The sequence below is a fragment of the Halomonas sp. SH5A2 genome (assembly GCF_014263395.1).
Lineage (GTDB): Bacteria > Pseudomonadota > Gammaproteobacteria > Pseudomonadales > Halomonadaceae > Vreelandella.
The window spans coordinates 968959-982220 of the sequence record NZ_CP058321.1; the positions used below are offsets into that span (position 1 = coordinate 968959).

Consider the following 13262-nt stretch of genomic DNA (forward strand, 5'->3'; position numbering starts at 1 on the left):
GCTAGTTATTAATAACAAAATATGCAAGTTATTGATGAATAATAACTTCATTACTCATCCTTATCCTCATCACCGCATCATTCAAATCAAAAGCCCGCGTTTGGCTTTGATGAGTGTGAGCCATTCGGGGGCGCGGATGATGCCGGTGTAGACCAGCTCGCGAGTGAGGATGGGCGTGGGCGGCAGCAGCAGGGCGGTGTGCAGAACTCTAAGCTCTAAGATCTGTGTACTGTCATCGCGAACACGGTTTCGACCGCGTGCAGGCGAGAGGGCAGTACCCAGCGGATGGGTTTTTCCGGGGCGCAACGCGCAGCAAGGTTTTACCCGGTGTGCGCGGGTCCGGCACTGCCACTGCAATGCCGATATCGCCGTTCATCAGTTTCAGGCCGTAGTCGTTTTGGGTAACCAGCACCGAGCGGCCTTCGTACCAGCCGTTTTCCAGCATATGGTCGCTGCCGTCGGTCTTACAGCATTTCCCCCACGCAATATTTACCTGTGTTCTAAAGTCAACAGCAGCGCTATGCTAGGCATGAAACTATTGCGCTGGTATCAGCACTTTTACTTTTTTGGAAGGTTATAAATGGATAGAGAGCTAGAATATATAAAGCTAAAGGTAGATTGGTATAAATCAATATATCCTTGGTATTTAGCCATTTTGGCTGGTCAAGTCGCTTTTTTAAGAACTATCGATGTAGAAGAAGGAGGTGGGATGTGGGTGTATTATACAATTGTAGTAAGCATTTTATTTCTTTCTTTGGCATTAGTTTTCACTTGGCAAGCATCATTGCCTCTAATTCATAGACTAGAGTCAGCATATGAACCCAATAATATTTTTTTAAAAAAGCTTCTATGGACACCACAAGGGGATAAATGGGAGGCAGTTTTTGCATCACTAACTGGGGCATGTTTTGGATTTTCTATCTCTACGTTTATTGTTGCTCTGTGTATAAATGTTCTTTTATAAAAAGTGTATTATTTTGATGAAGAAAAACCTAAATAATCATTAACTGTACAGTAATAGAAAACCATCACGCGCTTTAGTGATTATACGACGTCTACCCCTGATTGGGGCGGTTCCCTCCCAACCCACTAACCCTCATAACCTCCCTCGTAACCGCCTCATTCAACACACCGCGCTTGGCCTCAATGAGCGTAAGCCAGTCGCGGGCGTGGGTGATGCCGGTGTAGACCAGCTCGCGGGTGAGGATGGGGTTGATGGTGGGCGGTAGCAGCAGGGCGGTGTGTTTGAACTCCGAGCCTTGGGATTTGTGAACCGTCATTGCGAACACGGTTTCTATCGCGTGCAGGCGAAAGGGCAGTACCCAGCGGATGAGATTTTCCAGGCATTCTTGGATCAGAGGGTGACGTCGGAAGCAACTTATTGAAATAGGAGTGGTTGAAAACTCTCCTACGAAATCTTTAAAACCCGCACTCAGAAGATACGTCTCAGATATCAATGACGGGCAAGTAAGGCAATTTGCTTAAGAAGCCATATTGGCTCTAGAAAATGGGCTGCTGAGATCCGCTTTGGTATTGTCGTGAGTGGGAGCGGTTTCATTATTTCGGCATGAGGTGATAAAAAATAATTTGTTCTTGGTGGTTGTGAGGATTTTGAGTGCATGGCTTTATGAGGAAGTTTTTATTGATATATTGCTTATATTTAAAAATTAAGCGATAATTTTAAGGATTGCTGATTTTTGGCTTTATGTTTATTTTTAACTAAGGATGATGCTTTGCTGAATTACTTGCTAGCTGCTTTTAAGATTAGAAGGGAAATGCCAGATGCTTTTGGGTATGACACATTTGGTCCTATTGTTTATCCTATTCCAATGGAGTTTAGAGAAGTTCTTCATTCTCAAAATATTAGCTATGAAGATTTAAGTTTGGTACATATTCGAGTTGATAATTACTCTTCAAACTCGCAAAAAGATGTTAGAGTTCTGTACTCAGGAGATTTTGAATATAAGCCTACGCTTACATTTCATCGGAGAGATGTCGCTGTTCGTTTTAATCATGTGGAAAATGAGAAAGAAATAGTAATTAAAGAAATTCCTCCAAATGAATCTATCTCAATTGAAATATTTAACCCTTCCGCAAGTTTTCAAGTCATTCAAGTGATATCAGGAGATGCTGAAATAACTAGTTTAATGCAGAAGCTGGCGGAGGCTAGGAGATATCCAGGTTTGGCTCGCTTGAAATTGGCTACGATATTTTTAGTATTAATAGGAGTTTTTTTATTAGGGATGACGGGATATTCTACATGGAATAAAATTGAGGAAAATAAAAGAATTGAGGCTGCTTATTCTGGGTTTGTTTCATGTAGGCCATCACTGATTGAAAATCCGCCCGATCAAGAAGAAAAACTTCAACGTAACTTCCATAGGTTAGATTTTAAATGGCAAAACACTATCCTTTCCTTCAATCATGTCTTTAGTTATGATGAATTAAAATTAAAAGATGAGATATTGTGGTGTGCGCCAAATGATTCCTAAGAAAATTACAGTTAGGAAAATGCCATCTCTTTTTTTCTTATGGAATTGTGAATAGCTCATTGCCTACCTAATACAATTATGCCTCTATCCCACTAACCCTCATAACCTCCCTGGTCACCGCCTCATTCAAAACCCCACGCTTGCCTTCGATCAGCGTAAGCCAATCGCGGGCGCGGGTGATGCCGGTGTAGACCAGCTCGCGGGTGAGGATGGGGTTGATGGAGGGCGGTAGTAGCAGGGCGGTGTGTTTGAACTCCGAGCCCTGGGATTTGTGTACCGTCATCGCGAACACGGTTTCCACCGCGTGCAGGCGAGAGGGCAGTACCCAGCGGATGGAGTTTTTCGGGTCGCTGGTCGGGAAGGCGACTCTAAGTAGCGATTTGCCGGTTGTTCTTGGGTCGGGCACCGCTAGCGTGATGCCGATATCGCCGTTCATCAGTTTCAGGCCGTAGTCGTTTTGGGTGACGAGTACCGGGCGGCCTTCATACCAGCCTTTTTCCAGCGTGAAATCACTCCCGTACAGCAGCTTTTCGCTGCGCAACATTTTGGCGATGTGCAGGTTCAGGCCTTCTACCCCCCACGGGCCTTTGCGCAGCGCGCATAGCAGTTGGAAGTGGCTGTAGGCGCTGAGTACGGCGTTTGCCCAGTCGTTGTAGGCGTCTGCGTTTTCCTCAAACGATTCCCCGCGCGGGCGCTGAGCATTCAGCACGTTCAGGTAGTGGCGGTAGCCGGTGGGTGGGGCTATGGGGGCACCGTTGTGGTCGATGCGGCCTTCGCCGCCGTTGATAAACTTGTCGGGGCTGCCGTGAATGACCAGCTTATCCAGTGCGGCGTCGTCGGTCAGCGTCAGGTGGTGCAGGTCCGGGTAGCCGTGGCGCAGTACCTGGTTTACCGCCTGGTGTTTTTCCTGGTCGCTTTGGGCATGGCTTGGCTGGTTGATCGCCTGGGCCAGTTGGCCGATGCCGCTGTGCTCGTTAAAGCGGTGGCTGACCCGCAGCATGGTAATCGCCTGGTCGAGGGGCTGGCCGTGGGCGTCGATGTAGTCCGGCGGCAGTGGCTGGCCGGTGGCGTGTGCAAGCCAAGCGGCGGTCTCTGGCGTGTAGTGGGCGGCCTCGGCGCGGCGGCACAGGTCGCCCAGGACGGCACCGGCTTCCACCGAGGCGAGCTGGTCTTTATCTCCCAGCAGCACCAACTGCGCCTGGGCGGGCAGGGCGCGCAGCACGGCGGTCATCATTTCGATATCCACCATCGAGGCTTCGTCGATCACCAGCACGTCCAGCGCCAGCGGGTTGGCGGCGTTGTGGCGGAAGTGGCGGGTGTCGGGGCGAGCGCCAAGCAGTCTGTGCAGTGTGGTGACTTCAGTTGGGATCGAGGCTTTTAAGGACTCGGTGCCGCAATCATCGCCGATATGTCGGACCACCAATGAATTGGGCTCCAACAAAGTACCTAATGACTCGAATGGCAAGAGGCTTACCTGCCCGGCGATGGATTCATTCAGCCGGGCGGCGGCTTTGCCGGTGGGCGCGGCAAGGCGGATGCGCAGCGGTTGGGCGTCGGGCTCTGCCAGTTGCAGGGTTTGCAGCAGGGCGAGCAGGCGTACGACGGTGGTGGTTTTGCCGGTGCCGGGGCCACCGGTAATAATGCCGAAGCGGTTGCGGGCGGCCAGGGCGCAGGCGGTTTTTTGCCAGTCCAGGGTGCCCGTGTTTTCAAAAAGAATCGTCAGCGCATCGGGGAGCAATGCCGATTGGCCGTCGCCGTTCATCGCCTCCAGACGATGGGCGATTTCCTGGTGCAGGGTTTGTTCGTACTGCCAGTAGCGGCGCAGGTAGAGCTTGGTGGTGTTGCCGCTGTGGCTGACTACCAGGGGTGTATTGCCGGGGCCGTCGCTGATCAGCGTGGGGTGGTTGAGCGCGGCTTGCCAGTCGGCAAGCGTAAGCGTTTCGAGTACCTGGCTGGGCAGCGGCGGCGGGTCGTTTAGATCGTCGCCTTCCGGCGGTAGCGAGAGCGCAAAGTCCGGGGCGCTGAGCGTGGCGTTTAGATCCAGGCACACATGGCCGCGGCCCAACTGGTGGCTGGCAAGCGCGGCACCGAGCAGCAGTAGCGGCGGGGCGTCCGGCGCTTCCATGGCGAGGAAGCGCACCAGGGCGCGGTCGAGATCCCGCAGCCAGCCTCGCGCCACCCAGCGCTCGCATAGTGCCAGTAGTTCGGTCGTATCGCTGAGCGCAGGGTGAGCGCTTACTTGCGTGGCATCCGCCGTGGCCGTTGGCTCGCTTGTCTCTCTTGTCTCTCTCATTTCGGCGGCGGTGTCGCCGAACAGGTCAAACGTGAGGGTATCGCCTGGGTGGCCGTTGGTGCGTTTGCGGCTCATAGCGTGGCCTCTTGCGACGTGGTTGAAACCGACTCACCGGCAAACAGGGCATCCAGGGCTTCGATCAGTTCGACCGGGGCGGGTTCGGCAAATACCCCGCGCCCCGGGCTGCGGCTGCCGCGCAGAAAGACCGTCATCGAGCCGCCCAGGTGCTGGTGCGGGTCGTAGTCGGGCAGTCGCGCTTTTAAAAGCCGGTGCATGGCCAGCAGGTAAAGCGCGGCCTGTAGGTCGTAGCGTTTGGTCAGCAGCGCCTGGCGTAGGGCTTCGGGTTCGTAGGCGCTGTCATCCGGCCCCAAATAGTTGGATTTCCAGTCCAGCACGTAGAAGCGCCCCTGGTGCTCGAAGGCCAGATCAATAAAGCCTTTCAGCATGCCGTTCAGGGTGTCGGCATCCAGCGCGGGCCGCTCAATCCCAGGCAGTAAGTGCTTGCTAACCAGGGCGTCGATGACCTGGGTATTGACCTCTTTGGCGGCGAACCAGAACTCCAGCTCGACCTGATAGCTGCCAAGCTCGGTGAGCGGCACGCTGTCGCTTTGGTTCAGCGGTAAGGGCGTGGTCAGCAGCGCTGTGAGCCAACCGGCCAGCGGTGCTTGCCACGCCTGCCAGCCGCGCAGTTGGACCCGCCGCCAGAGCATATCGTCGAGGGCATCGCTGTCGGACGCGGCGCTTTCAAAGCCTTCTCTGCCTGCCCATTCCAGCAAGCCATGCAGGAAGGTGCCGGGGCCGGGGCCACGCGGAAACTTGTGCGGGTGAAACGCTTCCTGCTGGGCCAACTGGGACAGTTCCTGAGACAGCTCCTGCGGCTCATCCAGCACCTCGAATGCCGTGGCTTCCTGGGCGGTGGTGGGTTCCAGGGGCGTGAGTACGGGGGCGGTGAGGGTGCCGGAAAGGCGCAGCGCCGAGTAGCTGGCAATCCACCAGTGTTCCTTGGCGGGGCGCTTGGGCGTGCGGGCATGCCCCAGGGTGGTGGTTTGCTGGGGCGGCGCAAGGCGCAGCGCCGTGGGCTCGGGCGGCGCATTAACGTGAATGTCGCTGCCTTCCGTCAATTCTGCCAGCTTGGTGGCGAGTGCCTCTGGCGCGATGGCCTTGCCGCCGTTTATCAGGTGGCCGATGGCGCTGTTTTCCAGCCCCTTGAGCGGCGCCAGCCCCAGCCAGGTGGCGTGGCGGGCGCGGGTGAGCGCCACGTAGAGCTTGCGCAGGTCTTCGCTCAGGCGCTCGCGGTCGGCGGTGGTCAGGATGTCTTCATCCGCGCTCAGGCTGAGCTGGAGGTTGCCGTGGGCGTCGTGCCAGCGCAGCGGGAGGTCCTTGTCGCCGACCGGGCGGTGGTTGGCGATAAATGGCAAAAACACCAGCGGGTACTCGAGCCCCTTGGACTTGTGGATGGTGACCACCTTGACCAGGTCGGCGTCGCTTTCCAGGCGCAGCTTGTGGCTGTCGCCGTGGCTTTCCGGGTCGGCGATGGCGTCATATAGAAAGCGAATCAGCGCGTGCTCGCCATCCAGTTCCTGGCTGGCCTGCTGAAGCAGTTCACCCAGGTGCAGCAGGTCGGTTAGCAAGCGCTCACCTTCTTCGAATGCCGCCAGCAAGCGGGCGGGAATGTCGAAGTCGACCATCATGCGGCGTACCAGCGGCAGTACGCCCTGGCGTTGCCACAGGCGGTGGTAGTGGCTGAACTGTTCGACCCGCGCTTCCCAGGCCAGCTCGCTTTGTTGCAGGTGGCCCAGGTCGGCCAGGGTGAGACCCAGCACCGGCGTCGCCAGGGCGGCGCGCAAGTGGGCTTCGGCCTGGCGGGAGCTGGCCAGCGGCTCGGCGCAGGCGCGCAGCCAGCGTTCTACCTGCCCGGCCATGGGCGAGCTGAATACCTTGTCGTGGTCGGAGAGGTAAACGCTTTTGACCCCGCGGCTGGCCAGCGCCAGACGAATGGCGCGGGCTTCCTGCAGGCCGTTGACCAGTACCGCCATGTCGGAAGGCTTGAGCGGTGTGAGCTGGTCGTCTTTCTGGAAGCCGCTTTCTGCCTGTTGGCCGGCGATGAGCAGTTCGGTCATGTGCGAGGCGCAGCGCTCGGCCATCTCGGTCTGGTAGGCGGTTTTGGAAAGCGGTTCGTCGCTTGGCAGCGCCCAGAGCGTCATGGCGGGCAGCGGCTGGCCCTGATGTACCAGCTGTTCGCCGCGGCCTTTGGCGGTGACCGGCTGGAAGGGCAGTGGGTTGTCGCCGCCTTCTTCGCGGAACAGAAAAGCCCCGGCGGGTTGCCGATCGGCGTACGCGAAGCAGTGGTTGACGGCTTCGACCATGGCGCGGCTGGAACGGAAGTTGGTGCCCAGCGTGACGTGGCGGCCGGCGGTGTCCTGGCGGGCCTGCAGGTAGGTGAAGATATCCGCGCCGCGAAAGGCGTAGATGGCCTGCTTGGGATCGCCGATCAGCAGGATGGCGGCGTCGCGGCGGGGCTTGGCGACCTCGAATACCGCATTGAAGATGCGGTACTGGATGGGGTCGGTGTCCTGGAACTCGTCGATCAGCGCGACGGGGAACTGGCGCAGGATCTGTGCGGCCAGGGCGTCTTTATTGGGCCCTTGCAGGGCGCGGTCCAGATGGCTGAGCAGGTCGTTGGGGCCCATTTCGGCGCGGCGTTCCTGCTCGCGTTCCAGGCGCACCTTGCACCACTGCACGGCGTGAATCAGTAGGTCGTTGCGCGGTTCCGGCAGGGCCTTGAGGGCATCGGGCAGCTCGGCCAGCGCTTCCCAGGCCGCCGGGCAGGGTGGCGCGCCGTCTTTCCATATCTCGGCCATGCCGTCCGGGGTGAGGCGTTTCCAGGCGGCGGGGGTCAGCGCGGGGCGCTCCAGGTCGCTTTCGCTCCATTCGCGCAGCGCGCCCAGCCAGTTGGCGCGGCTTTTGGCGTTGAAGCTTTGGCCTTTGAAGGCTTTACGCTTGGCGGCGTCTTCCAGCGCGGGCACCAGCTCGTCCAGCCAGGCGGGCCAGGGGGCTTTCAGGGTGCTGAGCGTTGCCTGGCGTTCGGCCTCGGCGGCGCTGAGGGTCTCCGCCGGGTCGGGGCGTTGGCTGCCGAGGGCGTCGCTTTCGGCGAGTAGCCGGGCGACCTGGGCGTGCAGCTCGTCGGGGGATTTCCAGTAGCGGGTAATGTGGCCGAGAGCTTCTGCGTCCAGCGGGTAGTAGAAGGTGCGCCAGTAGTCGCGCACCACTTCCTGTTCCAGTTCGTGCTGGTCGTTTTCCAGGTCGAGGGAGAATAGGCTGCCGCTGTCGAAGGCGTGTTCGCGCAGCATGCGGTAGCACCAGCTGTGGATGGTGGAAACCGCGGCTTCGTCCATCCATTCGGCGGCCAGTTCCAGGCGTCGGGCGCAGGCGGGCCAGGTGGCTTCATCGTATTGGTCGCGGAGCTCTAGAAGCATCGGGTCGAGCTTGGCTTGTGGCGCTGATCCGCCGGCGGTATGCCTACGAGGAGGCGCTGTGAACCCGTCCTTGGGCGCTACGTCCGACATCTGACCGCCATGGATGGCGGAAATGCTGGAATCGTCGGGAACATTTTCCGGCCCTGTCGGACAACCTCCTCTACGGCATACCCCCGGCTCCTCCTCATGCAATGCTTCTGCACGAAACACCCCGGCGGCTTCTACCAGCCGGTTGCGGATGCGTTCGCGCAGTTCCTGGGTGGCGGCGTTGGTAAAGGTGACGACCAGGATTTCAGGGGGCGTCAGCGGGCGCACAAAGGCGGTGTCGTCTTCGCTGTGCTGGCCGCCCAGCACCAGGCGCACGTATAACAGCGCGATGGTGAAGGTTTTGCCGGTGCCCGCGCTGGCTTCGATAAGGCGGCTGCCGTGGAGGGGGAGGCTCAATGGATCGAGTGGGGCGGGCTGGCTCATAAGAAAATATTGTCAAACTCGGTGGAGAAGTCCTGGCTTGCGGGACGAATCTGGAGTTGGTCAGCGCACCAGGCCACGAGATTTCGAGACGTATGCAGGAGTATGTCGGAGAGTTCGTTGAGCAGGTTGAAGTGTTCCGTTATCTGGGCGTAGTGAGTTGAATAGTCATGGGCGGCGATGTTGCGGATGGCGCGGCAGCGCTGCCAATCACTCGTCGCATCAATCACGCCTTGTTTTTCAAACAGAGCAAGTACCTTGAGAAAGCTCTCGGTGGATTCACCTGCAAGCAGGGCACTATGTCGCATTGCCGATGCTAGGGAATCCTGCAGCTTGGCAAATCGTTCATTGAGGGCGGCAAGTGTTTCAAATAATTCCACATCTTTTTTGTGGTCTGCCAGCCACTCCCCATCAATCGGCCAAGTCACCTTGTTGCGAGACTGTTGCAGAAACCAGGCGCAGCGCTGAATCGCTTCCAGTAATTGCGCAAGATAACGTTGCTGTTCGCTGAGAACGTCCTGGCTCATGCCGCTTCCTCATCCTTAATCGGGCTCGACTGCGCCAGGGCTATCGCCTGGAAGGGGGTTGGCTCATCCGTCGAGACGTAGGTCACGATATCCACAGGCAGTTGGAGCCGCTCCTCCAGCGCCATTTTAAGCTCGGCAGAGGCTAGCAGGGGAATCGCTGTCGGGGAGATCAGCAGTAGGTCGATATCACCGCCCCGCCTTGTGTCGTCCAGACGCGAGCCAAACACCTGGACGTTGACGGAAGGCCCAATGAGCTCACGTACACCAGAGACGATAGTCGAGCGCTGTGATTGAGTGAGTCGCATGGAGGCCTCTCCTTTCCTTTGAGCCTGTTTATAAAGTCTAGCACTGTATCGAGTCTAACCCTTTACCGCATAAAACAGCGGGGCGTAGAGCGCCCCGGCCAGCGCGGCGAAGCTGTGTGTCTGTTCGCTGTGGTCATTGAACAGCCGCTCGAAGCGGGGCCATTGGTGGGCCAGGTAGGCACTTTGGGCGACTTCGCCGGTTTGGAAGCGGCCGCCGTCATAGGCGGCTTCAGCGGCGGCGTAGGCGTCGCTTTCCCGGCCTTTTTCGTCTGCCATCTCCGGCGTGCCTTGTTTGGTCAGCCAGGCAAACGCGGCTTGCGGGGCCAGCGGCAGCGGGGCTTCAAGGCCTGCTTGCCAAGCTGCCATCTGGGTTTCCAGGTGGGCGCGGGCGGTGTCGGCGGCGATGGGGTCCAGCGTGATGTTACCTGCCTTGGAAAGTAGCTGAGTGGTCATCGGGCCGCTGAGGTTGCCCGCCAGGTGCGCGACCCAGGGGCGTAGCAGGTGGGTCCAGCGGTATTGGCCGCGTCCGCTGCCCTGGCTGATCAGGCTGCTGCTGAGTAGCAGCAGGCGGCAGCGTTCGCCGGCTTCGTTCTGGCGCAGTTCGTTCAGCCAGTCTTCCAGCACGATGCCGTCGGCACCTTCTACGCGAACGGGCTCCGGCGCGGGTAAGGCGATGGGCCATTGGGCCAATGCTTCTTCGTAGGCGCTGAACAGGTCATCCATGGGTTCGGCCAGCGACTCGCGCATGCGCTCGCCAAAGGCGCCCATGGCGAGCACGCCCTGGCCCTGAAAGCGTTCCAGTTGGGCGTCGAGGGCTTCCAGGCGCGGCTCGCCGTTGTCCACCGCGTGGCGCTGGGCGGCAATCAGCCGGTCCTGCAGCTGCCAGTTTTGTAGGCCATCCAGCGCGAAGGGTTCGGCGTCCAGCTCGGCGATGGCTTCCTGCTCGAAATACACCCCCAGCCGGGTGTTGAAGAAGCTGCGCACCGGCTCGCGGAGAAAACCGCCCAGTTGGCCGAGGGACAGGCTCGCTGGGGCGTTTTCCAGTGGGGGCAGTTTTTCTGGCTGAGCCTGTGGCGTTCTCGGGGCGTGAACGTCGCGCCATTCATGAGCATAGGTAAACAGTCGGTCGGACTCAGTGCTGTCTTCGAAATAGCGGCGGCTAAACGGCTGCAGCGGGTGCTCGGTGGTCAGGGTATCCAGCAGCGGTGCGTCGTTTTCAAAGCGCCATCCAGCGTCCAGGTGATCGCGCAACTGGCCGACTAAAACCGAAGGCGGCAGCGGGGTGTTGTCGATCTGGCTGCGGCCGACCCAGCTAATGTAGAGCTGATCGCGGGCGGAGAGCAGCGCTTCAAGGAACAGGTAGCGGTCGTCTTCCCGGCGGGAGCGGTCGCCGGGGCGGTAGTCGCTGCCCATCAGGTCGAAATCCAGCGGCGGCTGGGAGCGTGGGTATTCGCCGTCGTTCATGCCCAGCAGGCACACCCGCTTGAAGGGGATGGCGCGCATGGGCATCAGCGTGGCGAAGTTGACCGCTCCGGCCAAAAAGCGCTGGGAAAGGCTGTGCTCATCGATCTGCGCCAGCCAGTGTTCGCGCACCATGGAAAGCGGCAGCGGGTCTTCCAGCCGGGCTTCGCGGCTGCTTTCGAGTATTTGCTGCAGGCCGTTTTCCAGCTTGGTAAGCATCACGCTTTCCTGGGCGTCGTCGGTGAGGAAAAAGGTTTCCAGCAGCGTGCGAAGCCGCTCGACCCAACTGGCAGCATCAGTAGGCTGGCGGAAGGTCTCCCAGGTGGCTTCGAGCTTTTCCAGCAGGGTCGCAAGCGGCCCGGCAAGGCCGGCTTCCAGCCCGCCGATATCGTCAAACGGCTCGATGCCCTGCCAGGCATCGCCTTCGCCTACCGTATAGCCGAGCAACAGGCGGCGCAGGCCAAAGGCCCAGGTGTTCTGGCTAAGCCCGCCGGGTAGCTCCAGGGTCTGGCGCTGTCTGGCGTTGAGCCCCCAGCGGATGCCCGCGCCTTCCATCCAGCGCTCGAGCACCGGCAGGTCGCGCTCTTCCAGCCCAAAGCGCTGGCGCAGGGCGGGGACATCGAGCAGGTCTAGAAGGTCGCTCACGGAAAGGCGCAGCTCCGGCAGGCGCAGCAGCTTTTCCAGGGCAATCATCATTGGCAGGCGGTGGCGGCTGGCTTGGTCGGAAAGCGTGTAGGGGATGTGGCGCGGGTCGTCGCCCTGTAGCTGGCCGAACACTGCTTCGATGTGCGGCGCGTAGCGGTCGATATCCGGCACCATGACGATGATATCCCGCGGGCGCAGGTTGGGGTCGGCGCTGAACGCGGCCAGCAGCTGGTCGTGGAGAATCTCGACTTCCCGCTGGGGGCCGTGGGCAATATGAAACACCAGGGAGTCATCTGTCGGGTCGAGCGCGGGCCAGTGGTTTTTTGTTTCCACCACCGGGCGCAATTCGCGAATGTCGTCCTGCAGCTGTGTCAGCAGGCAGCCCTGTTCGCTTGAGAACGGCTCGAACATATCGATGCGCAACGCCTGTTGCTCGAACAGGGTCTGGTAGTCGCCGGTGTCGTCGTGTTCATCCAGCAGGCGCAGGTAGTCACGGCCCTGTTTGCCCCAGGCAGCAAGCAGCGGCTGGGCGTGGAGGTGCAGGGCATCGTCCGCGTCGCCGGTGCCCAGCACATCCAGCGCTTCGGGCATGCCGGTCTTGCGCCGTTGGCGGTAGCGGCTGGCGCGCAGCAGGTCCTTGTGCTCGATGATATCCGCCCAGTAGTACTGGCAGGGGTTGTGCACACAGAGCACCACTTGGCAGCAGCGCGAGAGCGCCGCCAGGGCTTCCAGGGTTTGTTGGGGCAGCGACGAGATGCCGAATATGATCAGCCGACGGGGCAGGCCCGGCGGGCAGGCCTGGCCGTCAAGCTGTTCGGTGGCTTTCAAAAAGCGCCGATGCACCTGGGCGCGGCTGCTGTTGAGGCCCGCATCGCCCTGGGTGGCGGCCACGTCGTCGCGCAGAATGCGCCACAGCGCGGGCTGCCAGCGCTGGTGGTCTTCCAATGGGCGGGCCTCGCCGCGGGCGGTGATCAGCACGTCCTCGCCGTTGGCCCAGGCGTCCAGCCAGTCGGCACGGTACACCTGGTACTGGTCGAAGAGGTCCGCCAGCCGCTCGGCCAGTTGGTAGTGCTTGCGCTGGTCGCGGTCGACTTCCAGGAACTGCGCCAGCGGGGCGAAGACCTCTTGCTCGGCAAGGGTCGGCAGCAGGCGTAAAAGCCGCCAGACCAGCCGCGACTTATCAAACGGCGAGGTTTCCGGGACGGCATCTTCATTGTCCGATACGTGAGTTAGCACCGTGCGGTAGGCCTGCCACAAGAAGCGCGCGGGCAGCATTACATCCAGCGCCGCGGCGATACCTGCGCCGCCATTGTCCGGGTCTTCCGCCAACGCCAATTTCAGCCACTGCCCGATACCGTTGCTCTGCACCAGAATGGTTTCATTTTCCAGTGGCCCCAGCGGGTGCAGGCGCATCCACTCCACCGCCAGCCCGCGCAAGTCTTCCAGGCGGTTGCCGTGAACCACCATAAAGCCGGGCGTTAGCGGCGTTTGCGAAAGCAGCGAATTGGCGGGCATGCACGAGGTTCCTTCACGGCAGTGGTGGTGGCTAAATCTATGGTGCCATAAGTGGTTGGCCAACGCTCAATGCATTAGCA

Annotated in this window: 7 protein-coding genes and 2 pseudogenes; 2 read left to right on the forward strand and 7 right to left on the reverse strand. The window is 59.6% G+C overall.

What is annotated here, in order from left to right; all coding sequences use genetic code 11:
• Nucleotides 1-81 precede the first annotated feature (81 nt).
• Nucleotides 82-454: pseudogene (locus HXW73_RS04595) on the reverse strand (exodeoxyribonuclease V subunit alpha); the annotation flags it as partial.
• Between the two features lie 126 nt (nucleotides 455-580).
• Here HXW73_RS04595 and HXW73_RS04600 point away from each other — a divergent pair.
• On the forward strand, nucleotides 581-964 hold the full coding sequence (locus tag HXW73_RS04600; RefSeq protein WP_186255115.1) for a hypothetical protein: 384 nt from the start codon (nucleotides 581-583) through the stop codon (nucleotides 962-964).
• A gap of 91 nt (nucleotides 965-1055) precedes the next feature.
• Here the strand turns inward: HXW73_RS04600 and HXW73_RS04605 are convergent.
• Nucleotides 1056-1331: pseudogene (locus HXW73_RS04605) on the reverse strand (ATP-binding domain-containing protein); the annotation flags it as partial.
• Between the two features lie 366 nt (nucleotides 1332-1697).
• On the opposite strand from HXW73_RS04605, the gene HXW73_RS04610 reads away from it, so the two are divergent.
• Nucleotides 1698-2492, forward strand: coding sequence for a hypothetical protein (locus HXW73_RS04610; protein WP_186255116.1), 795 nt, complete (start codon nucleotides 1698-1700; stop codon nucleotides 2490-2492).
• A gap of 76 nt (nucleotides 2493-2568) precedes the next feature.
• On the opposite strand, the gene recD is transcribed toward HXW73_RS04610, so the two are convergent.
• The 5 genes from recD to recC are packed head-to-tail and all read right to left on the reverse strand — an operon-like array spanning nucleotide 2569 to nucleotide 13182.
• Nucleotides 2569-4860 carry an exodeoxyribonuclease V subunit alpha gene (recD, locus tag HXW73_RS04615; RefSeq protein ID WP_446718998.1) on the reverse strand — a complete coding sequence of 764 codons (2292 nt, stop codon included), beginning with the start codon at nucleotides 4858-4860 and terminating at the stop codon, nucleotides 2569-2571.
• A complete protein-coding gene (gene recB, locus HXW73_RS04620; RefSeq protein WP_186255117.1) occupies nucleotides 4857-8732 on the reverse strand; it encodes an exodeoxyribonuclease V subunit beta in 3876 nt (1291 codons plus the stop codon). The genes recD and recB overlap by 4 nt, the downstream gene beginning before the upstream one ends.
• Nucleotides 8729-9256 carry a hypothetical protein gene (locus tag HXW73_RS04625; protein ID WP_186255118.1) on the reverse strand — a complete coding sequence of 176 codons (528 nt, stop codon included), beginning with the start codon at nucleotides 9254-9256 and terminating at the stop codon, nucleotides 8729-8731. Before HXW73_RS04625 ends, recB begins: the two co-directional genes overlap by 4 nt.
• Nucleotides 9253-9561: a nucleotidyltransferase family protein gene (locus tag HXW73_RS04630; protein ID WP_186255119.1), complete on the reverse strand. Its 309-nt coding sequence runs from the start codon at nucleotides 9559-9561 to the stop codon at nucleotides 9253-9255. Before HXW73_RS04630 ends, HXW73_RS04625 begins: the two co-directional genes overlap by 4 nt.
• 54 nt (nucleotides 9562-9615) lie before the next feature.
• Nucleotides 9616-13182 (reverse strand): exodeoxyribonuclease V subunit gamma, encoded by a 3567-nt coding sequence (recC, locus tag HXW73_RS04635; RefSeq protein ID WP_186255120.1) that lies wholly within the window; start codon nucleotides 13180-13182, stop codon nucleotides 9616-9618.
• Nucleotides 13183-13262: the final 80 nt, after the last annotated feature.

Excerpts from the sequence above, each read along its gene's own strand:
- HXW73_RS04630 (WP_186255119.1), bottom strand. The coding sequence starts at position 9,561 with ATGCGACTCACTCAATCACAGCGCTCGACTATCGTCTCTGGTGTACGT.
- recB (WP_186255117.1), bottom strand. The coding sequence starts at position 8,732 with ATGAGCCAGCCCGCCCCACTCGATCCATTGAGCCTCCCCCTCCACGGC.
- recD (WP_446718998.1), bottom strand. The coding sequence starts at position 4,860 with ATGAGCCGCAAACGCACCAACGGCCACCCAGGCGATACCCTCACGTTT.
- HXW73_RS04600 (WP_186255115.1), top strand. The coding sequence starts at position 581 with ATGGATAGAGAGCTAGAATATATAAAGCTAAAGGTAGATTGGTATAAA.
- HXW73_RS04625 (WP_186255118.1), bottom strand. The coding sequence starts at position 9,256 with ATGAGCCAGGACGTTCTCAGCGAACAGCAACGTTATCTTGCGCAATTA.
- recC (WP_186255120.1), bottom strand. The coding sequence starts at position 13,182 with ATGCCCGCCAATTCGCTGCTTTCGCAAACGCCGCTAACGCCCGGCTTT.